Source organism: Granulicella sp. dw_53, assembly GCF_018449545.1.
In the GTDB taxonomy this organism is placed as follows: domain Bacteria; phylum Acidobacteriota; class Terriglobia; order Terriglobales; family Acidobacteriaceae; genus Edaphobacter.
Genome location: NZ_JAAVUR010000012.1, coordinates 74,153 through 98,970, shown reverse-complemented (window position 1 = coordinate 98,970; position 24,818 = coordinate 74,153). Strand labels below are relative to the sequence as shown.

Genomic DNA, 24,818 nt, shown 5'->3' with positions numbered 1-24,818 from the left:
CAAAGCTGTGTGTCTTCCATGAGACCGCTGGCGGCATACCGTATCCATACCAACGTTTACGCCGCCACGAAGGAACGATCCTTACCGTCTGGCTTCGGCGCTCACCTTCACCACCTGCTCCACCTGCGGAGTCACCATCGCACTGGTGTCCTTCATCGCCGCAATGGCTGCATCGTAGCGTCCAGCGACCGAGTTGGCGCGAATGATTGCCATCTCCTCGAGCATCTTCATCCCATCCTTCAGATAGCTCATCCGGCTGCGCTCGTCGTGCCCCCAGGTCACCGGCACCTCACGGATCGTGTACTTCAACTTGCGGGCAATGAACAAAATCTCCGGATCAAATCCCCAGCGTTCGATCGTCTGGAGCCGAAAGATCACCTGCGCCGCCTCACGCTTGAAAGCCTTGAATCCGCACTGCGTATCCTTGAACGGCAATCCCATGATCGTTCGCGTGATCCAGTTGAAACATCGCCCGAAGAACTGACGATATAGCGGCTGGTGGATCGTTTGCCGCGTCCGGTCCATCCAGCGCGATCCAATCGCTACATCCGCCCCGGCTACAATCGCTGCGATCAACCGTTCCGCCTCTTCCATAGGAGCGGACAGGTCAGCATCAGTAAACATCACAATATCGCCCGCCGCCTGCAGCAGTCCGTTCCGTACCGAATAGCCTTTACCGCGATTTCCAGGATTTCTCACCAGGTGGAGCCGTGGATGCACACTCATCCATCGCTGCACAATCTTTACAGTATCGTCCTTGGATCCGTCGTCCACCACCAGGACTTCGGCATCCCACCCTTGCTCGGCAACGCAACCCATCACCCGCTCTAGAGTCTGCTCAATCCTTGCGCTTTCGTTGTAAGCGGGAATCACGATACTTAATCTTGGATGCGCCATAGGAATCGCCAAACCAAACCCTGCCGAAACTTCGTCGGACCTCTCTGAAACTCACAAGCAATGATAGGGGAATCGGCGTTGCGAGCCGAGCTTCATCATACTTTACCTATTGGACGATTCACCAATCTTTTAGAGACAATTTATTCTCTGTTGCTCTCTCGTCTAGCCGGAAAGACCTCAAGTCCCGCAGTCGAGCCAGTCTCCACACGAAACCCTGAACTGCTCAACCCTGTTCTCATCGCGCTTTTGCTACACTCCACACCATGGCCGAAGAGTTTACGCCCCAGCCCCCGCCACCTCCCCCCGCCCCCTATCCGGGGTCCGGTCCGGTCTACCCAGGACCATATGCGGTTCCTCCATCCGCGTACGCGCCCCCTCCCTACGCGCCGAATCCATACGCTCAGGCCGCCTACGGCCTCCCCCCTCGGCCTCGCCGATCCGCATGGTTCTACATCTCGGTCATCGGCGGCTCCGTCGCAGCCATCTTTCTCGTCATGACTCTCATGATCTGGGTGACCATGCGCTCCGTCTCAGGCTCCCCGACCACGCTAGGTCTCAGCGGAAGCCAGATCGCTGTGATGGATATCGACGGCGTCATCCTCGATGCCGAAAAAATCGACACCCAACTCCGCAAGTTCGGCGACGACTCCAACGTCAAGGCCATCATCCTTCACATCAACTCCCCCGGTGGCGGGGCCGCCGCCTCACAGGAGATCTACCACGAGGTCCTTCGCATCCGTCAGGAGAAGCATAAGAAGGTCATCGCCTCTGTAGAGTCCGTGGGAGCCTCGGGCGCCTACTATATCGCCAGCGCATGCGACAAGATCTACGCCAACGACGCCTCCGTCGTTGGCTCCATCGGCGTCATCATGGAATGGACCAACTACGGAGAGCTCTATCGCTGGGCCAAACTCAAAGCCATCGTCATCCACGCTGGAGAGCTGAAAGACGCCGGCGATCCCACGCACGACGTCACCCCCCAGGAGCAGGCCTACTTCCAGGGTCTCGTCGATAACATGTACGCCCAGTTCATCCACGACGTCGCAACCGGCCGGCACACCACCTACGAAAAAATTAAGCCGCTCGCCACAGGCCAGGTCTGGACCGGCCAGCAATCCCTGACGCTCGGACTAATCGATAAAGTAGGCGGTTTCCGTATCGCCCTCATCGACACCGCCCGGGACGTTGGAATCTCCGGCGAGCCCTCTATCCTTCGTCCGAATAAAGAAAAAAGAGGACTTATCGCCGCCCTCTCTGACAGCGAGGACCTCTTCCCCAACCCCAGTCAATTTCTCAACCACGCGCCGGGTTTTTATTTTATGTGGAAGTAAGTCTCTTCGCCTCTCCATTTAGCTATGATTCAAAAGGAGATGCTGTGGCCTATAGGAAGATTTTTTCCGCTTTCCGCATCCTTTTAGGGTCGCTGTCGCATCTCACCTTCTGACGAAAGGTCTGGTTTGACTTGACTCTTCCGTTTCCATAACCCGCGCATCCCGTCTACAATCAACATCATAGTCAAAACACGACGAGCCAGGCACACTGAAGTACTGAAACATTGCATCCCTCACCCTCCAATCTCCCAATTGCCCCGGCTTGCACGAAAGGACTCTTTATCATGACCAAAGCTGATCTTGTCGACAAAGTAACCGCACTCGGTGACCTCACCCGCCGCGACGGAGAAGTCATCGTCGACACTCTTTTCGAGTCCGTCATCGGCGCTCTACAGGCCGGAGACAAAATTGAGATTCGCGGCTTCGGTAGTTTTCGAACCCGTCAACGCAACGCCCGCATCGGCCGCAATCCCAAGACCGGGGAAAAGGTCGACGTCCCCGCTAAGCGTGTGCCCTTCTTCAAGCCAAGTAAAGAGCTCCGGGACACAGTGAACCCCTCCGGCGCAAAGTCTGCGCCGACTTCAAAAGCCTCTTCTTCAGAGGTCGACCCCCATCATCCGCCCGCCATGTAAGTAGCTTGACCGCAAACTGAATTCATCTTCACCATCGGTCCTTCCCGGCATTTCCGCTCTTGGAGGACCGTAACTTTCTTCGCCACATCGTCCTCTCAAACGACCCGTGCCCTAGCCCCTCTGAGGGACGTGAGCCCTTATTCTTCGACTACCCCCACCACGCTCAACATCCGTCCTGTAAAGCCCTTCTCCGCCCGGTGTGAGAAATATCTGCGCCTTCCCGAAGCATCCACCGCGCAAGCCGTACACTCCCCAACAACTGCGATTCTTTCTACCCCTGCCTCAGCCAACTGCCGCCGATTTGCCTCCCATAGATCGAGCCGCACCTCTCCATCCGCCTCTCGAAACAACGCTTCCGCATATCCAAACGCTGCGTCGAACTTCCCCCGAACCTCATCCCCTACCGCATAGCAGCAAACCCCAATGCTCGGTCCGACGGCTCCTACAAGATCCCCCACCTCACACCCGTACTGAGCTCGCATCGCCTCAACCCCTCGCTCGACGATCCCCGCAACCGTCCCCCGCCACCCCGCATGGATCGCCGCCACGACCCTCCGCTTCACATCTACCACCAGCACCGGAACACAATCTGCCGTCTGAATGCCCAACAGAATTCCCGGAACCCTCGTCCTCAGTCCATCTCCCTCCAAGACAGCTCTACCCTCCGCGGTCTGGAGCCTGCCCTCCGCCGCACCATCTCCCTCTCCGACCGGCACCGTGACCGCCCCATGCACCTGCCGCACCGTCACCAGATCCAGATGACCCTCGCCCTCCACTGCCCGCACCAACCGCCGGCGATTCTCTGCTACTCCAGCGTCGTCATCCTCCTTCGTCCATCCCAGATTCAGTTCGCCCGGCCCATAAACCATCGAGACTCCCCCACCGCGCGTACTGAACCCATGCCTGAGCCATCCGTACTGCGCCCATTCAGCTACCTGGACCAATTCAACCTCTTGGCTCACGAGAAACCCTTTCCTTTCAACACAAAATCTACAATTTGACTTTAATCAGAGGATTTTTGCGCTCCCAGTCCATTCTATTGTCAACTTTCCAGAGCTTTTTTTCTCCGAGCTCCCCTCTCAGGGGGAACGATCTGCAATAATGGCGCGTACTGCATAGGAAGTTGAGCTCTAAAAAGCTGAAAGAATGCCGAATACCGGGAATAAATCGACGAAGCGCTCTGCTAAGCACGTATTAGCCGTTTTTCCGACGATTTTGCTCGAAATCTCTAACTTTTCAGTATCTTCACACGTCTAGTCCAGATGCTACGGCGAAATTCGCCGCATCCAATACCAGAGCGATACGGGCCCCGCGCCGGAACCGACCGGCACGCCCACACACTGCTCATAGATTTGAATCCTAACCGGCGGGTCCGTACTATACCGCGACTGTACTCATGAGATCGAACGTGCCAACTGTTGTCCCCCAGTTTCTTCGTCCCCGTATCGGCAAAGTCTGTGTCGCGATCATTGGAACCACCCCCGCAGAGATGCTCGAAAAAGCCTCTGCCGTGATCAAGGACACCCCTTTCCTCGAGTTCCGTTTGGATTACCTCGAGAAACCCCTCCTTGCGTTGCCCAAAATCAAGCAGTTCCTGGCCGACAACACCGCCGTCACAGCCATCGCCACCTGTCGACGCACCGCCAACGGCGGCAAGTTTGATGGAGCTGTCGCCGCCCAGCTCGACGTCCTCACCAAAGCCGCCGCCTCCGGCTTCCAGATCGCCGACATCGAGATCGAGTCCGCCGAAGCCCTCAAAAAGGGCGACCTCCAGAAACTCCGCGAGACCGGTATCGCACTCATCCTCAGCTACCACGACTTCGCCGGCACTAAGGATCTGGACGCCACCTTCGCCCGCCTCCAGCCCTTCGAGCCTGACTTCTACAAGATCGTTCCCACCGCCAAGACCCTCTCCGATAACGTCACCCTCATCCGCTTCCTGGAGCGCATGAGCGACCACACCAACATCATCGGGATCTGCATGGGCGACGCCGGAGTCATCTCCCGCGTTCTTGGCGTCCGTGCCGGCTCAGCCTTCACCTTCGCCGCCGCCTCCCCAGGGGAGGAGACTGGCCCCGGCCAGATCGCCTCTCGCACCCTCCTCGACACCTACCGTATCGATCAGGTCGACACAGCCACCAAGGTCTACGGAGTCGCCGGAAATCCCATCCGCAGCTCCCTCTCGCCCATCATGATGAACACCGCCTTCCGCCGCGAGACCGTCAACGCCGTCTACCTCGCGCTCCAGGCCACCAAGCTGCCCGATCTTCTCAAGCTCGTTCACGAGATTCCCATCCAGGGCTTCAGCGTCACCATGCCCCTCAAGCAGGAGATCATGGCCCACCTGGAGAAGACCGATCCCCTCTCCGCCAAGATCGGAGCCTGCAACACCGTCCTCCGTCAGGAGGGCAAGCTCTACGGCTTCAATACCGACGTAGCCGGCATCACCGGCCCGCTCGAGAAGCGCCTCTCCCTTCGCGGAGCCAAGGTCCTCGTCCTCGGTGCCGGCGGAGCAGCCCGCGCCGCCGTCTTCGGCGTACGCGACAAGGGTGCCGACGTCTTCATCCTCAATCGCACCCCCGAGACCGCCCAGAAGCTGGCTCGGCAGTCCGGCTCCAAGACCATCAAGAAAGAAGCGCTGCCCAAAACCACCTTCGACGTCATCATCAACGCCACTCCCATCGGCATGGCCGGACAAAAGGGGGCGCAGATGCTGGAAGCCAAGGATCTCAACACCAAGCTGGTCTTCGACCTCGTCTACAACCCACTCGAAACCCCGCTCCTCCGCCTGGCCCGCCAGCAGAACATCCCCATCATCACCGGCATCGAGATGTTCGTGCAGCAGGGCGCTCGCCAGTTCGAGATCTTCACTGGAAAGCCAGCTCCTGAGGAAGAGATGCTCCGGGTGGTCATCCACGCCCTGCGCCAGCAGGCCGAATCCACCACCGAAGCCGCTCCCGCCGTAAAAGCCAAAAAGAAGGCGTAGCCTCCACCTTCAAGCACCACTGCGGATCATCCACCCTACGTCGCCTAACGGCGGAGGGTGGGATCTATCTGAGCACCTGCAACCTCATCCCCCTCCCGATAAAAACTTCGAAAAATCTATCGAATCACCTGACAGCGCTTCACCCTCACAAGTAAGCTGCCAGCAGCCGGACTTCGCTTGCCTCGTCCGGCCCGGGCCTCCCATACCTCCGATGTGAAAGGAAATACCATGGCAAACCCCTTCGTGCATCTCGAACTCAACACCCCCGACCTCGCCAAAGCCAAAGACTTCTACGCCCAGCTCCTCGGCTGGAAGTTTGAAGATATGGATATGGGACCGGCCGGAACCTACAGCACCTTCAAACCCGACAACGGCCCCGGCGGAGGCATCATGTCCATGCCTGCAGCTCCTACCGCCTGGCTCGCCTACGTCGGCGTCGAAGACATCCACACCGCGACCGACAAGGCTCGTTCCCTTGGGGCTCAGGTCATCCGCGAAGCTCAGGAGGTCCCCGGACACGGAGTCTTCAGCATCGTCATCGACCCTACCGGAGCCTCTATCGCCCTCTGGCAAGCGAAATCCGCCTAACCTCACCCAATTCACACAAGGTGTCCCACACTTCGCGGCTACTCACGGAGAGTTGGGACACCATGTTTTTATCGCGAAGAAGGCCTCAAACGAAGCAGCACCGCATGATACGCTGCGAGAATCATGGCTGAAATCGCAGTGCGGGAGGCAGTTGGGGCAGAGGAGATCGCTGCAGCCCGCAGACTGATGCAGGCCTACGCAGCCTATCTCGCAGCAAATCCGGCTGGAGCGGCGAACATCAATATCCAGAACTTCGAGCGGGAGTTGGCAGGTCTGCCAGGCCAATACCAGTCTCCCGAGGGAATCCTCCTGCTTGCCTGGGTCGATGGGGTAGCGGTGGGCTGCTGCGCAGTGCGGATCGTCCGCAAGCATCGAGTTCCGGAGCGGGGGTGCGAGATGAAGCGGCTCTGGATAGAACCCAGCGCTCGTGGTCTTGGGCTGGGACGGCGGTTAGTAGAGGCGGCGATAGCTTGGGCAACCACGGCAGGCTATGAGGCCATGTATCTCGACACCGTTCCCGCAGCGATGCCTCAGGCGAACGGAATGTATAAGGCGATGGGCTTTGAAAGCGTAGAACGATACAACGACAACCTGGCGGAGGATGTCGTCTTCTTTCGCCGGAAGCTCTAGCAGTCTGAAGCGGGTATCCGCATCTTCAGGCCACGGGGAATTCCTACGGCCAGAAGCTGTTTAGTCACTAATTATTAATCCACAAAGTATTGCTCTCTTTGGTTCAACGTCCCAATGGGGTTCAAGTAAAGGTTCAAGAAGGGAAGGGCGAAATCACTGAATCGAGGGGAGATGTACCTGCGCTGGTACAAGAATCGGTAGTCGCTTGAAGTTTCTCATTGACCCGGGCGTTGCGGGTAGTTACTTTGTGGTCAATGGCTGATACGCAAACAATCTCTTCTGTCCTGGCGAGTAGCACACCTATGGATAATGGCTCCATCTCAATGAACATCGGAACAACGATCCGAGGATACCGGCTACAGAAAGGGATGTCTCAGGGTGACATTGAGAAGAAGACCGGACTCCTCCGTTGTTACCTGTCCCGGGTAGAGAACGGCCACACCGTCCCCTCGCTGGAAACCCTGCAAAAGATCGCGCGAGCATTGGACCTCCAACTCTCGGAGTTCTTCGCCGAAGAGGTCGTGGGCAAGGAGATGTCCGGCCTCAACCTGAACGAGGATGAAATTAGGTTTCTAACCCAGGTACAGCGCTACTCCGCCCACCTGAGCGAGAGCGACCGCCGACTGCTGCTGGCGATGGTACGAAAGTTCGCCCAGACCTCCCTGAGCTAACCATCAAGGGAAGAGGCTGAAAAAACGCCGCCTCCAGGGCGGCGTCTTCGTGTGAGCTAAACTCTGGGTGCCTACTACTTGAGGTTGGAGATCCAGTACCCGAACAGAGCCAACAGAAAAGTCGACACGGCAAAGGTAAACTTCTGCCTGCGGAGATAACGCACACGCCCTGAGGTCATCCGCGGAACGAGGGGAACTCCCATCGCCAATCCCGAGAGAAAGCCTCCGAGGTGGGCGAAGTTGTCGATACGAATGATGTTCGTGAAGACCGTCGCCAAGCCGATCACCAGATTGAGACCAGCGAACTGCATCACCGAACGCCGAAGACGTTTAAGCTCAGTCCACGGAATGGGCAGCTTATGGTTTGAAAGCAGAACGATGAGAATTCCGGCGATACCGAAGACAGCTCCCGAGGCACCCGCACCCACCGACTCATGCTCGCGGAAGATGACGTTGATCGCGAGCGAGAGCAGATTACCGGCGACCCCGGTAAGGACATAGACAGCAGCCAGCCCGAACGGCCCCAGCAGCGGCTCACCAAGCAGCCCAAGGTTCCAGAGGCACCACATGTTGGTGGCGATGTGGATCAGGCCGACGTGAACGAAGATAGCCGTCAGAAGACGCCACCATTGGCCGCCAAGAATATAGTCAGGATTCGTCGCCCCGTATTGAAGCAACTGATTAGTAGTGGGCTCCTTGGGGGAGACGCCATGCAGAACCATCCAGACGAAGACGGCAACATTGATGCCCACCAGGATATAGGTCGCAGGAGCCGAGAGCAGATTGCGGCCCCGGGACTGAGTCCGCTCGACCGGACCAACGTTCCCCTGAGCGCCATAGGCGTCCGTCCCCTCACGAGGGGGAAGAACTTCGCCTTGAGGATAAGAGGAGGGAGACATCTTCGTTATTAGTACGCTAACGCGGTAGGCAGCGGATTACAAATTCCCAACCGGAACCAAAGCTTAGTGGGATACTTCTCCCGGATTTAAGCCGCAATCTGCGCCGGTCGGGTATCTCGTCCTAAGCCGCGTTCTTGTTGAAGCGATCGCGAAGGTCGGTGAGGATGTGAGGCGGAATCCGCTGCTGGACCAGTTGGCCCAGAAAACCGGGAAGCGGTGTAGCTACGGCGACCAGAACCCAAAGCAGCGTCGAAAAGACAAGACCGGTAATGGCGATGGCTTCCAGCGAGATGGCGACAACATGGGCCTGATGGAGCGGGATAGGAACATGCAGCGTTCCCCCATGCGTGACCAGCTCCACGCGATGGATAACCACAGCAGCAAGAAAGAACGCCAAGATGGAAAGGGTGCTTACACTGAGGAGCAGAACGTCGATCGTGCGTGCGACTCGCTGGCGGCGGCGGCAGGAACTGCACTCTGAGAGATGCAGCTCATAATCCCGACCCATGGCCGGAGAAAGACCCGAGATATCGTAACGCCAACCGGCGAGGATGTCACCGACTACAGGATCGGTGCAGGAGAGTGCGCGTGTACGCACAACGCGACTGTTCCCTTCGTACTTTTCCTCCCGATTTGGCTTAGGCTCGGGAAATGCTAGTGCGGATTTTCGCATCGTTGTAATGTCTCAATTCTATCTCTTTTGATAACGAGGAGGGAGGGAAAGATGCACTTCCTTGGGGGGTATCTTGAAGGATATAGGCAGAAAGATCGGCTCTAACCTACTCAATTAGAGGCAGATAGATTCAAGCGGAGCGCCCTGCTGTGCCAGCAGCACACGATTCCCTAAGAGGGAAGGATGCCCAGTAAGAGCCTGTTCCGCAGCAAGACGGGCCAACTCAGGGACATTATTGCTCTCCGAAAGATGGCCAAGCACGATATAAGCCGCTCCCCCGTCGTAGTCCTTCTGGAGAAACTCAGCTGTGGCGTCGTTGGAGAGGTGGCCAACGCGGGAGAGCACCCGCTGCTTCACCGACCAGGGGTAAGGGCCATCGCGCAGCATCTCCAGGTCATGGTTGGACTCCAACAGCAAAACATCGATGCCCTTGAGGGCAGCCTTGACGTTGGGAGGCATGTAGCCAAGGTCGGTAGCAACAGCCATGCGAATATGCTCAGTCCTCGACTCGAAGACGAAGCCGCAAGGGTCGGCAGCATCGTGGGGAATAGTGAAAGGGGTAATGTCCAGATCCCCGATGGAGAAGTTCGTCCCCGCGTGAAAGTACTCCACTGCGGGCAGAGCCGCAGGATTGGCCTTTACCTTCGGCGCGGAAACAGGATCACAGTCAGCATCCGCTTCGTCAGGATCGGGAGGAAGCTCCAGGGTAGGGTTGGGGTCGTCAGAGCGCAGCGAATCGCAGGCTACAGCAGCTTCGGCTGAGATCTGTGCGATAGCCTCTGCCTCCGCAGAGGCGGATTCGGCAGCCGCGGCACTGGACGCAACCAGCGCGGCGCGAGCCTCTTTTTCCTGCTGCAGATGATCGAGCCATTTGGCATACGTCATCGTAGTGCGTGGAGTCACCATGCGGACCCAGGCACGATGAGTAGGCTCAGTAAAGAAGACCGGAATATTGAGCCGGCGCGCCAGCACAGAGAGCCCGGTAACGTGGTCGATGTGCTCGTGAGTGATGAGGATGGCATCCAGCGTATCGGGATCCTCACCGACAAGAGCCATGCGGCGGAGAAGCTCCTTGCAGGAGAGGCCGGCATCGACCAGAACCCGTGTGCGAGCGCTGGAGATGACGGTGCTGTTGCCTTTGGAGCCCGAGGCTAGCACGGTCATGCGCATTTAGTTAACATACGCCCCGTCCTTGTGGGAATGGGGGCGTATCGGCAGGTGGGAATTTGGATGGGTACTGTCTACGCCTTCGGCCGGACCGGAGCCAGAAAGTTCACCGTGCTGCGCAGAACCACCTCATTGCGCTGATTGAAGGCCAGCGTGCGAGTCCGGACGATTCCATAGTCGGCACGCGAGCTGGACTGGCGTACGCCCAGAACCTCGATCTCGGTACGGATCGTGTCACCAGGCCGAACCGGCAGAGTCCAGCGCATCTCTTCAACGCCGGCGCCGATCATGCCGCCCGCAACGGTAATCGACTGCACCCGAAGGCGCATGACGATCGCGGCAGTCAGCCAGCCGGACGCGGCCAGGCCTTTGAAGAAGGAGTTCTCGCCGGCGGCCTCGTCGAGGTGAAAGGGCTGGGGATCGTACTTCTGGCCAAACTCCTTGATCTCCTCGGCGGTCACCTTCGCGCTGCCGATGGAGTTCATGGTCTGACCTACGTAGAAGTCTTCGAAGTAAAGCTCTTGCGGCATGATTTCTCCCTGAGACTGCTACCCAGTGTACCGATGCAGGTTAGTAGGTGTAAAAGCCGCGGCCCGATTTTCGGCCAAGCCATCCAGCGTCGACCATCCGTACCAGAAGTGGACAAGGGTTGTACTTCGCGCCTCCCAGGCCTTCGGCAAGCACGCGCATGATATCGACACAGACGTCCAACCCGATAAAATCCGCCAAAGTAAGCGGCCCCATCGGATGCGCCATCCCCTCACGAAAGATGGTGTCGATCGCCTCCGGAGTCGCAACCCCCTCCATCACCGCGTAGCAAGCCTCGTTGATCAGCGGCATCAGGACGCGATTAGAAACAAACCCCGCCGCATCGTTGACCTCCACCGGAATCTTGCCAAGCTGCTCGGAGAGCGCCTTGACGGCATCGAAGGTAGCCTGAGAGGTCTGGAGGCCTCGTATGATCTCGACCAGCTTCATCACAGGAACCGGATTGAAGAAGTGCATGCCGATGACCTGCATCGGACGCCGTGTCGCCGCGGCAAGCTTCGTGATCGAGATGGAGCTGGTATTTGACGCGAGAACAGCCCCAGGAGCGAGAAACGAGTCGAGAGTACGGAAGATCTGCGCCTTGACATCGAACTTTTCAGTCGCCGCCTCAATCACAAACTCGCAGGGCGCCAACGCCTCAAGGCTGCTCGCCGGAAGAATGCGAGCCTGCGCGTCAGCGGCCTCCTGAGAGGTGAGCTTCGATTTAGCCACCTCCCGGCCCAGATTACCGGCGATGGCAGCAAGACCACGCTCCAGCGCCGGCTGAGAGACCTCGCACAGAATTACATCGAAGCCGGCCCGAGCGCAGACGTGAGCGATGCCATTCCCCATCGTCCCCGCTCCGATGACACCGATGGTCTGCATGACGGCTGAGTGTACCAAAAGAGCGGCTTAGGACGAATGCAGCTTACGGCGGTCAGGCCCCGCAGGAAAGGCCAGAAGCAGCACCGTGATATTGTCCCGTCCGCCGTGCTGGTTGGCAGCCGCAATCAGAGTGCCGCAGGCGGCAGCAAGATCAGGCTCCGTCGCCGGCGAGGGGACATCGGCGAGAATCGTAGCAATCTCAGCATCGGTAAGCTCCCGATTAAGCCCATCCGAGGCCAGCAGGTACAGATCGCCGGGACGAACACGCAGACCCCGAATATCGGCATCGGCGGAGGACTGCGACCCGACCGCCCGCGTAATCAGGTTACGCATCGGAGAGCGGGCAGCCTCATCCGCCGTAATCTGACCCGCCCGCACCTGCTCCTCCACCAGAGAGTGATCCTCAGTGAGTTGCGCCAGCTCCCGGTTACGGTAGAGATAGCAGCGACTATCCCCGACGTTCGCAAGCCACAGAGTGGGAGGAGTCGGGCGAATGGTAATGCCAGCAGACTCCGGATCGACAGCAGAAGTGGCAGCAGTCGCCGCCGGGACATGCAGCAAAGCCACCAGAGTAGTCCCCATACCGGCCAGCTTCGGATCCTGCCGGGATTTTTGGAAGACAGCGTGATTGGCCGCCTGCACGGCAGCGTTCAACCGTGCCTGCGACGACTTGGCAGAGACAGACACAGGCTCCGCGGAAGAGACCGCAGCGATGAACGTCTCGACCGCGAGTTGACTGGCCACCTCTCCCGCCGCGGCTCCGCCCATACCGTCGCAGACGACGAATGCGCCGCTCTCCGGCGAGGCGGCACAAGCGTCCTCGTTGCCGTGGCGGACGCGGCCGGGGTGCGAGAGCATGGCGTAAATGGGATGGCTAACAGACAAGGTCAACAGAGATAAGGCTCGCAGAAAACAATACACGTTCCCGCGCCTGAGACAAAGGCTGGGTTAATGTTGAGAGGGGTCGAGGAGCAAAAATGGAACTGAGTACAAACCGAATCGTGCACGGAGACAACCTGCAGGTTCTACGCGAAATGGAGACGGGATCGGTCGATCTGATCTACGTCGACCCGCCCTTCAATACCGGGCGAAGACAAACGCGTCCGCAGATGAAGACCATTCAGGATGACGCCGGCGACCGTGTAGGCTTCGGCGGCAGACGCTACCGCACGGAGCTGGTAGCCGTCGCCGAGACAGGCACCGCCATGGAAGGCTACGGAGACCGCTTCGACGACTTCCTGGGCTTTCTGCGCCCGAGGCTGGAAGAGGCACATCGGATCCTGACCCCACACGGCAGCCTCTTCTTCCACATCGACTACCGCGAGGTGCACTACTGCAAGGTAATGCTCGACGAGATCTTCGGGCGCGCCTGCTTTCAGAACGAAATCATCTGGGCCTATGACTACGGCGCACGAGCCACCAAACGATGGCCCGCCAAGCACGACAACATCCTCTGGTACAGCAAGGACGCTGAACGCTACACCTTCAACCTCGAAGCCACCGACCGAATTCCCTATATGGCTCCCGGCCTGGTGGGAGCCGTAAAGGCGGAGAGGGGCAAAACCCCGACGGACGTCTGGTGGCACACCATCGTCTCCCCGACAGGCAAGGAGAAGACCGGCTACGCCACCCAGAAGCCTCTGGGAATCCTGGAGCGGATCGTGCGCGTGCACTCCAACCCCGGAGACCGTGTGCTGGACTTCTTCGCCGGAAGCGGAACCACCGCCGAGGCCGCAGCCAAAAACGGACGCTGCTTCTGCATGGTGGACGAGAGCGCGGAAGCGATCGCGGTAATGCAGAGGCGACTCGCTCAATGGCTATAGCCTCTCGCGTCTGCACGGGTAGAATTCTGATATGAAGTATTTGATCGCGTTACTGGCCTTTGCAGGAATGGTGGTGAGCGGATTGGCGCTGCGGGTGCACTACCAGGATCCAAGTCAGGCTCCCCCCTGCGCCGTAACCGAAAACTTCGACTGTGGTGCGGTCAACCATAGCCGCTTCGCGGTCTTCCCTCCCCGAACCTTCGACGAAGACCCCAAGGCCGGCAAACACATTCCCGTAGCCCTGATCGGCATCCTCGGCTACGCGCTGATGGCCGGCTTCGCCCTCTGGGGACGGCTCTGGATCGTGCTCGAACTCGCCCAGATCGGATTCTTCTGCGCCGCCCTGCTCACCTACCTCGAAGCCTATGTGCTGGAGAAGTGGTGCATCTACTGCCTCTGGTCGCAGGCCATCGTAACGGCGATCCTGCTCGTGACAGCAGCGACACTCCTCGTGCGCTGGCGGCAGCGTCGGGCGGCGGTCGTCTAGACTAGTTCCCTATGTGGCCAAAACTATTAGCGCAGTTGTTTGAATTGCTTCCGCATATCACACGGCTCGTGCCGATGGCGGACAAATACTTCTCCTCGAAGGCCGCAACCGAAAGAGCCAATGAGGCAGCCCTGGCGGCCATGGCCGAGGGAGTCCGCGGCGATCTCGGACAAGTCACCAAGGCCCACGTAGGCCTCTACCGGCAGTTGCAGGAGCTCAGCGCGCAACTGGCGGTCGTCGGCGAATCGGCGGAGCAGGCACGGAAGGCAGCGAGCGGGCAGGAAGACCGGGTTCAGGCCCTGGAACGTCAGGTAGCCTCCATCGGCATCTGGATAAAAACCGGAGTATCTCTCCTGATCGTGATGCTGGGAGTCGTGATCTATCTGCTGGCACGGCCGCACTAGCATTTCCGCTTCATGAAGAGGTGAGTGTACCAGGAACTCCGTTACAGTCCCTTGTGGATGTGGCTGGTCTTTGCCGTTGCTCCTAAACAACTAACCCACCGTCGAGGCCCTGGGAGCGGCATCAGAATGCGAAGGTTGCCGAAATCCCCGTTTTGCGGGAACTAGAGAAGGCCGCCATCAGGATGCTGAATGAGAAGACGTTCGATTGGAATTTGGGTGCTACAAATCACTTGATCACATGCAGCGTTCGATTCCAACGGGTCTCGTCGAAGATGTGGATGAGGATGTGACCCACGAAGCCGATGCGCTCGCCTATACTTTGCTTGTTCATCTGGTCGGCTGGGGTCTCGAAAGACCAGTAGACGAACATGGGGCGGCCAACGATGTTCTCGCGTGGAACGAAGCCCCAGTAGCGGGAGTCGGCGGACTCGGTGCGGTTGTCGCCCATGGCCCAGACCATGCCGGGGGGTACGACGATATCGCCGTCGATAATGTGGTTCGGGAGGTCGACGGCCCATTGTGCGGCGTGGTTTGCGGTGGCTACTTCAGCGATGCCTGCGATGTCGGCGGGAAAGTCGTCGCGGGAATGCTGGAAGGCGTGCTGGGGGTTGTCATCGTATACAGGCATTCCGGCGTACGGCTCGTTTTGTGCCACTCCGTTAAGGTAGACAACTCCGTTGCGAAGGTGAAGGTGATCGCCGGGGAGGCCGATGGCGCGTTTGACGAGGAAGAGGTTGGGGGTTTCGGGATTAGGCTTGAGGAAGACGATGATGTCGCCGTGATGCACGTCGCGATAGAAGGTGAAGGGTGCCCATTTGCTGGGCGGGGCCAGTGCGATGCGATCGACGAGAACGTGGTCGCCGATTAGCAGGGTCTTGACCATCGAGCCGGAGGGGATCTCGAAGTTCTGAAAGACGAAGGTCATGACAAAGAGGCCGATGGCGAGGACAGTGCAGATGGAGGCGAGGGATTCAAGGGCGGTCTCGTGCTGCTCTTCAGGTTGCGCAGTTCCGGTAGCAGCTTCGAGTTCCACTTGCGTGCTGTTCATCCATTTCTCCGGCGGCTGCTGGTAAGCCAAGTGTATCGCTGAATGGGTTTGCGGTTCTATTGTTGTACCCAAAAGATTGACTTTCGATCCACTTCCCCAAAAGTCACGTTTTCGGCAACATCTTTAGCTTGGATTGCCTGCGGCGGGATTTGAACCCGCATGACCGAGAATAGTCGGCGGCGGGAACCGCTGTGTCTGCCATTTCACCACGCAGGCCGTTCGAGTATATTCCGTTAGCAGTTCCCCGCAAGTCAGGTTTTCGGCAAGTTCGGTCTATACGATGTAACGCATGTCTTTCGTCTGTTTTGCACCAGAGGCATCGCCGTTGTGAGGCCGGCGGAACGGCCTTCAGCGTAGAATTATGAGATGGGAATCAGCCGGGAACAGGCGCTGGACTGCTTTGCGAGCGACGATCTGATCGGGATCGGGATGGAGGCCGACGCAGTACGGCGGCGTCTGCACCCCGAGGGCGTGGTCAGCTACATCATCGACCGCAACATCGACTACACGCACTTCTGTACCGAACACTGCACCTTCTGCGCGTTCGATCATCCCTTAACCGGAAAAATGACGGGCAAGCTGGCCGCTGAAGATTACATCCTCGAGTTCGACACCCTCTACGACAAGATCCGCGAGACCGTGGAGATGGGCGGCACCGGCATCCTGATGCAGGGCGGAATCCATCCCCACCTGAAGATCGAGTGGTTCGAGCAGCTCTTCACCGGCATTAAGCAGCGCTTCCCTTCCATCTGGCTCCACTGCCTCAGCGCCAGCGAGATCCTCGCAATCGCCGAATACTCCCAGCTTTCTGTGCTCGAGACGATCATGCGCCTGCGCGATGCCGGTCTGGACTCCATCCCCGGAGGCGGCGCGGAGATTCTGGACGACGACGTACACATCAAGATCGCACGCCTGAAGTGCCGCACCGAGGACTGGGTCAACGTCCATCGCACCGCGCATTCGCTCGGAATGCGCACCACCGCCACGATGATGTTCGGCGTAGGCGAGAACATGGAAAACCGCGTGAACCACTTCGAGGTGGTCCGGCGGCTCCAGGAAGAGACCGGCGGCTTCACCGCATTCATCCCCTGGAGCTTCCAGCCCCAAAACAACGCCCTTGGCGGCCAGGGCTTGGAAGAAGCCACCTCCGTGGAGTACCTGAAGACCCTGGCCATCAGCCGCATGTACCTCGACAACATCGAAAACGTGCAATCGAGCTGGGTGACCCAGGGTCTCAAAGTCCTTCAAATGGGCCTGCGCTTTGGGGGAAACGACGTAGGCAGCGTAATGCTCGAGGAGAACGTGGTGAAGGCCGCGGGAACCTCGAACGCCACCACCGAGGAAGAACTGCGGCGGATCATCCGGGACGCCGGCTTCAAGCCGGTGCAAAGGGATACCCTCTACCGGACGATGTTCCTCAACTAGCCATTGCATCGATAATTATGCTGCAAATTGTGAAACCCCGGGCAGCGCAACTCTATCGCGTAGAATCGTATGGATTCTGGATGTGATTTTCGGAGCCGTCTCCCTGTCCTCACTTATCTCCATATTGCCGGCCCTGGTCGGAATCTTCGCTGCCCCCAAGGGGTTCACGCACTATCTGAAGACCCACTACGGCGACCGCACGTTTGAGAACCTGTATCGCTGGAACGCCTTCGATACAGGACTCCTGATCCCCTACTTCATCGTCATGGTGATCCTGGCCTTCTACGGCATCCACCGCTACCAACTGGTGTGGCTCTACTACAAGAACAAGAAAAACGCCCCAAAATGGGACGAACCGCCCGCTACATTTCCCGAAGCCGATCTTCCCTTCGTCACCATCCAGCTCCCCATCTTCAACGAGCAGTTCGTAATCGGGCGTCTGATCGAGGCGATCTGCCGCCTGGACTACCCGCGCGATCGCTTCGAGATCCAGGTACTCGACGACTCCACCGACGAGACAATCAAGGTAGCCAGCGAGATCGTAGAGCGATACGCAGCCGGATTCGTAGGAATGCCGCCACAGCCCATCGTCTATCTGCACCGGACAAACCGCAGCGGCTACAAGGCCGGAGCCCTCGACAAAGGCCTGGACGTAGCCCGTGGCGATCTCATCGCCATCTTCGACGCCGACTTCGTCCCTCCACGCGAATGGGTGATGCAGGTCGTCCATCACTTCGCCGAGCCGCAGATCGGCATGGTGCAGACCCGCTGGACGCACCTCAACCGCGAGTACAGCTTCATGACCCAGGTCGAGGCCATCCTCCTCGACGGCCACTTCGTGCTGGAGCACGGCGGCCGCTCCCGCGCAGGCGTCTTCTTCAACTTCAACGGCACAGCCGGAATGTGGCGCCGGGAGACCATCTCCAGCGCCGGCGGCTGGCAGCACGACACCCTCACCGAAGACACCGACCTCAGCTACCGCGCCCAGATGGTCGGTTGGAAGTTCAAATACCTGCAAGACGTCGAGTGCCCCGCCGAGCTCCCCATCGAGATGACCGCCTTCAAGACCCAGCAGGCCCGCTGGGCAAAAGGCCTGATCCAGACCGGCAAGAAGATCCTGCCCCGCGTCATGAAGAGCGACCAGCCCTGGCGCACCAAGCTGGAGGCCTGGTATCACCTGACGGCAAACATCAGCTACCCCCTCATGATCGTGCTCAGCGTGCTGCTCATGCCCGCCATGATCATCCGTAGCTGGCAGGGCTACATCCAGATGCTCCTCATCGACCTGCCGCTCTTCATCGCAAGCACCATGTCGGTCTCGACCTTCTACCTAGTCAGCCAGAAAGAACTCCACCCAAAGACCTGGTACAAGACATTTCTGTATGTGCCCTTCCTCATGGCTCTCGGCGTCGGTCTGACGATCACCAACACCAAGGCCGTCCTGGAAGCTCTCTTCGGCATCAAGAGCGCCTTCGCCCGAACCCCCAAGTACAGCGTGCAAAAGAAGGGCGAGAAGAGTCAGGCGCAGAAGTACCGCAAGCGCCTGGGCATCGTGCCCTGGATCGAGCTCGCCATCGGCTGCTACTTCGCCTGGACGGTCTACTACGCCGTCTCCACCGAGAACTTCTTTACCGTACCCTTCCTCTTGCTGTTCGTCCTAGGCTACTGGTATACAGGCCTGCTGAGCCTGCTACAGGGCCGCTTCGAACGCAACGGCACCAGCGGTCAGGCCATGCACGAGAAGCCGTATCCGGTGGGGATCTAAGATGTCATGGCATGATCGACTCTATCTAACGCTCGGAATCTTTCTTGCAATATTTCCGCTCGTCGCGAACGTGTTCTTCCTGGAGAAGCGAAAGACCTACCTCCTCGTGGAAGGACGGCGCTACCGGGTCGCCCTCGCGGGACTCATCCTGGCGCTGATCGCCTCCATCCCTTCCCCGCTGTTCTTCATCGCGCTGGAACTCCCCTGGGGCCTCAAAGGCGAATGGCTGCCATTGGTAGCTGCCTTCTGCATGCCGCTCGGTCTCGTCTCAGGAGTGATTGCCATTGGAATGCTGGCATTCGCCAGCGGCAAACTGCGATGGATCGGAATTGCCACCTCCCTTATTAGCGTTGTTCTGCTATACGTGATTCTGCTGGGCCTAAGTAACTAATCTCGCAACACAACAAATCTAGCCCGCGTCGAAGGGATGTCTGCCTGTGCAAGTTCTTCTAGGAAGAGTCTGTGGTGGTCTGTTGGCGTTAGCTCTGGCGTCAGGAAACGCCGCCTCCGCATTGGAATCCGTACCTAAGCCTGAGTACCACGCACGCCGTCAGGCGCTGGCCGAAAGCCTGAAGGGCGGAGCCGCCATAGTCTTCGCAGCGACAGAGCCCGTCCTGGACTTCATGTCCTACCGCCAGGACTCCGACTTCTACTACCTCACCGGCTGGAACGAGCCTGGAGCAGCTCTGGTCGTCATCGGTCCCGGTCCCGAGACGAAGACGCGCCTGGGAGACGTAGTTCCCGCGCACGGATATCGCGAGATCCTCTTTCTTCCAGCGCGCAGCCTGGTCACAGAGAAGTACACCGGCATCAAGATGGACGAGGCCACACCAGGCGTCACCGGCGCAACCGGAGTAGCCGAAGTGATGGCCGTAGCCTCCCTCCCGACGGTGCTCACCAAATTCATCGGCGAAGATCGCCGCCGCGGGCAAAATCTTTGGACGCAACTGGACGTCACCGCATCCCGGGCCAGCATCGACTTCGTCGCGGCTTCGCTAGGCATCACAGCCTCCACCGTCAACGACGTGCGAACCCTGACCATGGGACTGCGTTCAGTAAAGTCCGAGGCAGAGATCGCCCTGCTGCGTAAAGCCGCCGACGCCTCGATCGCCGCGCAACGCGCCGGCATGAAGTCCATCCGCCCCGGCGTCCGGGAGCGCACCATCGCCGGAATCGAAATCGAGACCATGATGGCAGAGGGATGCGAGCGCCCAAGCTACGCTCCCATCGTAGGCTCCGGAATCAACTCGACCACCCTGCACTACGCCGCCAACGAAGACCTCATGAAGCCCGGCCAGGTAGTGACGATCGACGCAGCGGGCGAGTACAGCATGTACGCCAGCGACATCACTCGCACCATGCCCGTAAACGGAAAATTCACCGCCCGCCAAAAGGAGATCTACGACATCGTCCTGGGCGCGCACCGAGCCGCTGCCGCTGCCTTCGTCGCAGGCAAGATGAAGATGGGCAACGTAAGCGAACGAACTCCAGAAGTAACCGACACCTTGGACAAGGTGGCCTACGACTACATCAACACCCACGGCAAAGACCTGAAAGGCGAGCCGCTGGGCAAGTACTTCCTGCACGGCCTGGGTCACTCCGTTGGAATCGACGTACACGATCCCATGGACTACACCAAACCTCTCGACAAGGGAATGGTCTTCACCATCGAACCCGGAATCTACATCCCCGAAGAGCAGATCGGAGTGCGCATCGAAGACGTCTACTACGTCGATCAGACAGGCCATTTGGTGGACCTGATAGCCAAACTGCCTCACGAGCCGCAAGAGGTCGAAGCAGCCATGCACCACTAGAGCAATTCTCCTGTGGGTGTATTAGGAGAGGCGTCGAATCTATGGCCGTTTTTTATCAAGAAAAACGGCACTTCTAAGTTTCATCCACTCCACAGCAACAGGAGAATTGTTCTAAACAGCATGCCCGGCCTCACTAAGGCGAGGTCGAAGGCGGACTCGAAGGTGTACTGGGACTCGTAGTAGGAGATGTGCCGCTGGTAGGCGTCGTAGCCCCACCCAACCCCGGACTGACGTTGGACTGCGCCGACCCCAGGCTGCCGGCACTCGTCGAAGCTGGCCCGCCGCCAAACAGACTCGACTTCGCCTTCAACTGTTCGATCCGCGGATCGTAGATAAACTCCCAGGTCCCATAGGTCGTCTGCTCGTTCAGAACCAGAATCGAGTTCCCCGGCGCGGCACTTCCTATCCCCACAAAAGGCGCCCCGCTTCCTTTGAAATCCGTAGCCGATTGACTCGAGATTCCCGAGCCCCCAGTTGAGCTGGAAGACCCCGGCTGCGATGATCCCGGATTGGAACTCCCCAGCCCGGAGTTCCCAAACGCAGAAGGGGAACTTCCCGGATTCGATCCAAAGCTGGAAGACCCCGCACTACCCGAACCGAAAGCCGAAGACCCAGAGCCCGAAGAACTGCTCGAACTCGATCCCCCCAAACCACCCGTCGGATAACTCGACGACCCGCCGCTAGTGGAGCCCGTGGCTCCCGCCCCAATCGATCCACCGGAAGCCAGCCCCGCCGCACTCCCTAGCCCGGACGCCAGCCCCGACAGCGGCTGTCCAAAAAATCCCTTCACCGTAGTCTTTGCCTCGCCCACATGGATCAGCCGCCAATCCGACTTCCCCGTCATGGGGTCGAGATACTTCTGCCGCAAAAACCGGATATTGTTGCTCTTCTCCAACTGGTCGATCGAACCCGGATAATTTCCGAACTTCTTGTAATAAAGCTGCACCGCCCGCACATACTGGTTTCCGCGATGTACCGCCTCCACCTCGCGCTCCCGCCGCAACTGCTGCGCCACCCTCGGAGCCGCAACCCCTAGCGCCAGCAGTACCAGGAAGATCGCCACCACCAGTGCGATCAGCGCAAATCCATCCTCATTTCCATCTCGGCGCATCCTGCACCTCTCAATTCATCTGCAGTGGGAGCGTCTGCCGATTGTTGTTGGTCATATCTTCAACCACAATCGAGCTCGCCGCCACCGAGATCACCTTGTACCTGCGTTGCACGATATCTCCCGCCGAAGCGACAAACACATCCTCGCCATGCAGCAAAAACGCCTGCCGATTCCCGTTCCCCGACGTCGCCGTCCCAAAGAACTTCAGGTTGATCGGCGGTGGCGGAGGAGGTCCGCTCGGGGCGACATACACCGGAACCACCGGCCCCTTCGGACGCGCCGCCGCAATCGCCTTGGGAATCTCCATCGGCACCGACGTCGCCGAGAAGATATTCCTTCCGCCTCCCGAATACACCAACGCCTCCGTCACCAGCATCGGCCCCATCTTCAGCGTTGGATCGAGCTGCAACGACGCCGAAGCCACCTGCGGAACCTTCCCCGCCGTCTTCGCACCCGCGGCAGCCGGAGCCGAAATAACTACGGGAGCCGGAGCCGCCGTTGGCGCGGAAGACCCCAGCATGTCCCCCAACTCGTAGTACAAAATCCCTATCGCCAGCAGGGCAAACGCTCCACCCGCAATCGCCTTCTTCTTATCGTCTGGAGTCAGCTTCATCGTGCTCCGCCTCCCGCCGGTGCAGCATCGGAACCATCCGTAGCCGCCTCATCCCCCTGCTTCGCCACACCCTCGGTCCCAATGGGAGCCCGCAGATACGTCGTCAACCCCATACGCACCCCGACCGCTCCGCTCTGCTGTCCCGTCAGCGATACGCCCCGGATCAGGAAGAACATCTTGTCCCGCTCCAGTCCGTTGATAAACAGCACCAGCGACCGGTAATCTCCGGTAAGGCTCGCATCCATCCGAACCTCGGTCAGTGGGCCGATTCCCCCCGCCAGCACCGGAGCCTCCGCATATTGGCCGCGAGTCAGCTTCACATTTTGCTTCTTCGATAAAACTCCCAACTCTCCCGCAACCTCGCTGTAAGAGAAGGGCAGCCGATGACTGTAGAACTGATCCGCATCCAGCGTCGCCTGCTTCAACTTCTCATCCAGCCCAGCCAGCGGCTTCGCAGCGGTCTCGGCGGAATGCATCGCCGCGGTCTGCTGCGCCAGCGCCCCGGCATCCTGGCTCTTCGCCGCCTGCCACGCAAAACCCATGCGCACCAGCAGGTAGACGCAGATTACCCCCAACGCGGCAACCCCCGCGATATGCAGATTCTTGAGCGTCAACAGCTTCTTGGTACGCGCCGTCATTCGCTGCGTACTCGCCGCCGTCTTGTCCAGCGTCACCGTCATCGGCGCACTCCCTTCTGCTTCGGAGCCATCGGCGTCTTTACGGTGTTGCGCGACTTAGCCACAGTCATCTTCGTATCAGCCGCCTTCAACACCTTTGCAGATACAGTCGGCAGAGGGTTATAGCCGCTGAAGATCTCGAACTCCACAGATCCAGGAGCAGTCACCGTAGCCACGGAACTACGCCCGGTCTCAGCCGCCTGCGCAGCCTCACCCGCCAAACGCGCTGCAATAAATCGCTGCGAGGTCTCCAGGTTCCTCAACAACTGCACCGCCCGGTCGCGGTCGCCGCTCACCCTCAACCGGATATTCACCGTGCCGTCCTTCGCGATCTGCGGCTCCAGACTCGTCACCTGAACCCCGGTCGGCAGCACCTTCTCAAGGTCCATCATCACCGCCGTCCAACTAAAGCTCTTCCGCGCAAACACCGCATTCAAAAACTGCGATCGCTCCAAGACCCCTTGGTTCTGCGGCTGTCGCATCCGCGCCTCGTTGGCTTGCTTCTCCTGCTGAAAGGCGAGCGTCTTGGCCTTCAACGCATCCATCTGCGCCTGCGCCACCTTGGCCTTCGCTTTCAGCGCATGCAGCCCGAAGCCCATCCCGATGGCCAGCACCGCCAGCACACCCATCGTCAGCCGCAGCCGCGCAATCAGGGGACGTAGCTCGACAAACGGTCGTGTCGCGAGATTGACAGAGATCCGCATCAGCTCGTCAACGCTCCCCTCACCCCTGCCAACCAACCGCGTGGCACAGTCGCCGTAGCCGCGCCCGCCGCAAACATCCCCGGCTCCATCATCTCCCGCACTCGCAATCCTTCCAGTCCATGCGTCTCCAGCACCCGCTCCAAAGTCTCGGCGCTCCGTGTTCCCGCCGAGAGCAGCACCTGCGGCGCAAACGATAAAGTGTCCTCAAAATAAGCCGCCGCCACGCTGACCGCCTGCGCAATCTCCCCGGCAGCCGAAAGCTCAACCGCCACCGCAAGCATCCCGGCCTGCATCTCCGCCTCGACCTCAATCCGGTCGCGCTCTACACCCTCTACCTCAACAGCCTTCGTCTCCGTCGAAGCGCTCATCTCCAGCGTCCGGTGCAGCAGCAGCACGCCGCCTCGAACAATCGCCGTCGTCACCTGTTGCGTGCCGGCATTCACCAGCAGCGTAGCCGACTCCGCATCCTCCCCGGAGTTCGACCCAATGCCCAAACCAGCCAGCGCCGCCAACGTACTCGGGATTACCGCCCCAGGCAGATACCCCGCCGAAGTCACAACACCCTCATACTCCGCCAGCACCTCGCGCGGAATCGCCACTGCAACCACCGTAACCAATCCCTTCGCGGCCGACATCGTCTGATAGCTCACCACCGCGTCGTCCACCTCGAACGGCAGCAGCTTCTTCAATCGGAACCGTACCACCGGCAGCGCCTCCGCAATCTTTCCCGGCAACGAGTCGAAGTCCAGCAGCAGAACCCGTACCGCCGCATCCGGAACGATCACCGTCACATGCCTGCTTCGCCCCGCTCCCGGAGTCGTTCCACGTCCCGCGACCGCATCCAGCGCCAGTCGAACCGCGGCCGAAACCTCCGCCCGGTCGACGATATTTCCCGCCTTCAACCCCGGCGCCAGCGCACTCTCAGAGACATTCGCCCGCGAAACCGCCGTCAGCAGCCCCGCCGCATCCTCCGCGCGCGCAGCCACTACACCTTCCGTACGAACCTCGACCGCCAGACGCGGCCGCGTCCCCAATGCCTTCGGTAAAAAATCCATGCCGT

At 59.4% G+C, this 24,818-nt stretch carries 27 protein-coding genes and 1 tRNA gene; 13 read left to right on the top strand and 15 right to left on the bottom strand.

All coding sequences use genetic code 11. From position 1 onward, the window contains the following. Positions 1–81: 81 nt before the first annotated feature. Positions 82–897 carry a dolichyl-phosphate beta-glucosyltransferase gene (locus HB393_RS18065; protein ID WP_213806593.1) on the bottom strand — a complete coding sequence of 272 codons (816 nt, stop codon included), beginning with the start codon at positions 895–897 and terminating at the stop codon, positions 82–84. Between the two features lie 263 nt (positions 898–1,160). Here HB393_RS18065 and sppA point away from each other — a divergent pair, with 263 nt between their 5' ends. After that, a complete protein-coding gene (gene sppA / locus HB393_RS18060; protein ID WP_213806592.1) occupies positions 1,161–2,228 on the top strand; it encodes a signal peptide peptidase SppA in 1,068 nt (355 codons plus the stop codon). A 284-nt stretch (positions 2,229–2,512) separates the two neighbouring features. After that, positions 2,513–2,860 (top strand): HU family DNA-binding protein, encoded by a 348-nt coding sequence (locus HB393_RS18055; protein ID WP_213806591.1) that lies wholly within the window; start codon positions 2,513–2,515, stop codon positions 2,858–2,860. 137 nt (positions 2,861–2,997) lie between these two features. On the opposite strand, the gene pgeF is transcribed toward HB393_RS18055, so the two are convergent. Then, positions 2,998–3,822: a peptidoglycan editing factor PgeF gene (pgeF, locus tag HB393_RS18050; RefSeq protein WP_213806590.1), complete on the bottom strand. Its 825-nt coding sequence runs from the start codon at positions 3,820–3,822 to the stop codon at positions 2,998–3,000. Between the two features lie 446 nt (positions 3,823–4,268). Between pgeF and aroE the strand changes: the two genes are divergently transcribed. The 4 genes from aroE (at position 4,269) to HB393_RS18030 (ending at position 7,735) form a co-directional block, all read left to right on the top strand. Continuing rightward, positions 4,269–5,846, top strand: a complete 1,578-nt coding sequence (aroE, locus tag HB393_RS18045) for a shikimate dehydrogenase (RefSeq protein WP_345945288.1) — start codon at positions 4,269–4,271, stop codon at positions 5,844–5,846. Between the two features lie 228 nt (positions 5,847–6,074). Next, entirely contained in the window at positions 6,075–6,434 is a 360-nt protein-coding gene (locus HB393_RS18040) for a VOC family protein (protein ID WP_213806588.1), read from the top strand. A 123-nt stretch (positions 6,435–6,557) separates the two neighbouring features. Further along, a complete protein-coding gene (locus HB393_RS18035) occupies positions 6,558–7,064 on the top strand; it encodes a GNAT family N-acetyltransferase (protein ID WP_213806587.1) in 507 nt (168 codons plus the stop codon). A gap of 323 nt (positions 7,065–7,387) precedes the next feature. Next, positions 7,388–7,735, top strand: a complete 348-nt coding sequence (locus HB393_RS18030; protein ID WP_213806586.1) for a helix-turn-helix transcriptional regulator — start codon at positions 7,388–7,390, stop codon at positions 7,733–7,735. 74 nt (positions 7,736–7,809) lie between these two features. Here the strand turns inward: HB393_RS18030 and HB393_RS18025 are convergent, their stop codons facing one another. From HB393_RS18025 to HB393_RS18000, 6 genes are all read right to left on the bottom strand, one after another. Beyond that, positions 7,810–8,634, bottom strand: a complete 825-nt coding sequence (locus HB393_RS18025) for a rhomboid family intramembrane serine protease (protein ID WP_213806585.1) — start codon at positions 8,632–8,634, stop codon at positions 7,810–7,812. Between the two features lie 121 nt (positions 8,635–8,755). Next, positions 8,756–9,232: a hypothetical protein gene (locus HB393_RS18020; RefSeq protein ID WP_213806584.1), complete on the bottom strand. Its 477-nt coding sequence runs from the start codon at positions 9,230–9,232 to the stop codon at positions 8,756–8,758. A gap of 189 nt (positions 9,233–9,421) precedes the next feature. Next, complete coding sequence (locus HB393_RS18015) at positions 9,422–10,477, bottom strand: MBL fold metallo-hydrolase (RefSeq protein ID WP_213806583.1); 1,056 nt, start codon at positions 10,475–10,477, stop codon at positions 9,422–9,424. 71 nt (positions 10,478–10,548) lie between these two features. Then, positions 10,549–11,004 carry a MaoC family dehydratase gene (locus HB393_RS18010; RefSeq protein ID WP_213806582.1) on the bottom strand — a complete coding sequence of 152 codons (456 nt, stop codon included), beginning with the start codon at positions 11,002–11,004 and terminating at the stop codon, positions 10,549–10,551. A gap of 40 nt (positions 11,005–11,044) precedes the next feature. Continuing rightward, positions 11,045–11,887 carry a 3-hydroxybutyryl-CoA dehydrogenase gene (locus tag HB393_RS18005; protein WP_213806581.1) on the bottom strand — a complete coding sequence of 281 codons (843 nt, stop codon included), beginning with the start codon at positions 11,885–11,887 and terminating at the stop codon, positions 11,045–11,047. Positions 11,888–11,914: 27 nt separating this feature from the next. After that, the gene (locus tag HB393_RS18000; RefSeq protein ID WP_255551299.1) at positions 11,915–12,778 is read right to left on the bottom strand and encodes a PP2C family serine/threonine-protein phosphatase; all 864 of its coding nucleotides are present in this window, start codon (positions 12,776–12,778) and stop codon (positions 11,915–11,917) included. Positions 12,779–12,864: 86 nt separating this feature from the next. Here HB393_RS18000 and HB393_RS17995 point away from each other — a divergent pair, with 86 nt between their 5' ends. Genes HB393_RS17995 through HB393_RS17985 form a run of 3 tightly spaced genes read left to right on the top strand, consistent with a single transcriptional unit; the run spans position 12,865 to position 14,601 of the window. Beyond that, on the top strand, positions 12,865–13,710 hold the full coding sequence (locus tag HB393_RS17995) for a site-specific DNA-methyltransferase (RefSeq protein ID WP_213806580.1): 846 nt from the start codon (positions 12,865–12,867) through the stop codon (positions 13,708–13,710). A gap of 31 nt (positions 13,711–13,741) precedes the next feature. Further along, positions 13,742–14,197 (top strand): vitamin K epoxide reductase family protein, encoded by a 456-nt coding sequence (locus HB393_RS17990; RefSeq protein ID WP_213806579.1) that lies wholly within the window; start codon positions 13,742–13,744, stop codon positions 14,195–14,197. 11 nt (positions 14,198–14,208) lie between these two features. Then, positions 14,209–14,601 carry a hypothetical protein gene (locus HB393_RS17985; protein ID WP_213806578.1) on the top strand — a complete coding sequence of 131 codons (393 nt, stop codon included), beginning with the start codon at positions 14,209–14,211 and terminating at the stop codon, positions 14,599–14,601. Between the two features lie 226 nt (positions 14,602–14,827). Here the strand turns inward: HB393_RS17985 and lepB are convergent, their stop codons facing one another. Both lepB and HB393_RS17975 read right to left on the bottom strand, forming a co-directional pair. Next, the gene (gene lepB, locus HB393_RS17980) at positions 14,828–15,649 is read right to left on the bottom strand and encodes a signal peptidase I (protein ID WP_213806577.1); all 822 of its coding nucleotides are present in this window, start codon (positions 15,647–15,649) and stop codon (positions 14,828–14,830) included. Between the two features lie 134 nt (positions 15,650–15,783). Continuing rightward, positions 15,784–15,865 (bottom strand) — tRNA-OTHER (locus HB393_RS17975). Between the two features lie 150 nt (positions 15,866–16,015). Here HB393_RS17975 and mqnC point away from each other — a divergent pair. From mqnC to HB393_RS17955, 4 genes are all read left to right on the top strand, one after another. Beyond that, complete coding sequence (mqnC, locus tag HB393_RS17970) at positions 16,016–17,074, top strand: cyclic dehypoxanthinyl futalosine synthase (protein ID WP_213806576.1); 1,059 nt, start codon at positions 16,016–16,018, stop codon at positions 17,072–17,074. A 124-nt stretch (positions 17,075–17,198) separates the two neighbouring features. Continuing rightward, a complete protein-coding gene (locus HB393_RS17965; protein WP_218624018.1) occupies positions 17,199–18,839 on the top strand; it encodes a cellulose synthase family protein in 1,641 nt (546 codons plus the stop codon). Position 18,840: 1 nt separating this feature from the next. Then, positions 18,841–19,230: a hypothetical protein gene (locus HB393_RS17960; protein WP_213806575.1), complete on the top strand. Its 390-nt coding sequence runs from the start codon at positions 18,841–18,843 to the stop codon at positions 19,228–19,230. Between the two features lie 46 nt (positions 19,231–19,276). Next, the gene (locus HB393_RS17955; RefSeq protein WP_345945286.1) at positions 19,277–20,653 is read left to right on the top strand and encodes an aminopeptidase P N-terminal domain-containing protein; all 1,377 of its coding nucleotides are present in this window, start codon (positions 19,277–19,279) and stop codon (positions 20,651–20,653) included. Between the two features lie 133 nt (positions 20,654–20,786). Here HB393_RS17955 and HB393_RS17950 read toward each other — a convergent pair whose 3' ends face one another. The 5 genes from HB393_RS17950 to HB393_RS17930 are packed head-to-tail and all read right to left on the bottom strand — an operon-like array spanning position 20,787 to position 24,813. Beyond that, complete coding sequence (locus tag HB393_RS17950) at positions 20,787–21,764, bottom strand: type II secretion system protein (protein WP_213806574.1); 978 nt, start codon at positions 21,762–21,764, stop codon at positions 20,787–20,789. A gap of 10 nt (positions 21,765–21,774) precedes the next feature. After that, positions 21,775–22,377 (bottom strand): hypothetical protein, encoded by a 603-nt coding sequence (locus tag HB393_RS17945; protein WP_213806573.1) that lies wholly within the window; start codon positions 22,375–22,377, stop codon positions 21,775–21,777. Next, a complete protein-coding gene (locus HB393_RS17940; RefSeq protein ID WP_255551297.1) occupies positions 22,374–23,057 on the bottom strand; it encodes a hypothetical protein in 684 nt (227 codons plus the stop codon). The genes HB393_RS17945 and HB393_RS17940 overlap by 4 nt, the downstream gene beginning before the upstream one ends. Continuing rightward, positions 23,054–23,758, bottom strand: coding sequence for a PilN domain-containing protein (locus HB393_RS17935; protein WP_213806572.1), 705 nt, complete (start codon positions 23,756–23,758; stop codon positions 23,054–23,056). Before HB393_RS17935 ends, HB393_RS17940 begins: the two co-directional genes overlap by 4 nt. Beyond that, complete coding sequence (locus HB393_RS17930; protein WP_213806571.1) at positions 23,758–24,813, bottom strand: hypothetical protein; 1,056 nt, start codon at positions 24,811–24,813, stop codon at positions 23,758–23,760. The genes HB393_RS17935 and HB393_RS17930 overlap by 1 nt, the downstream gene beginning before the upstream one ends. Positions 24,814–24,818 lie beyond the last annotated feature (5 nt).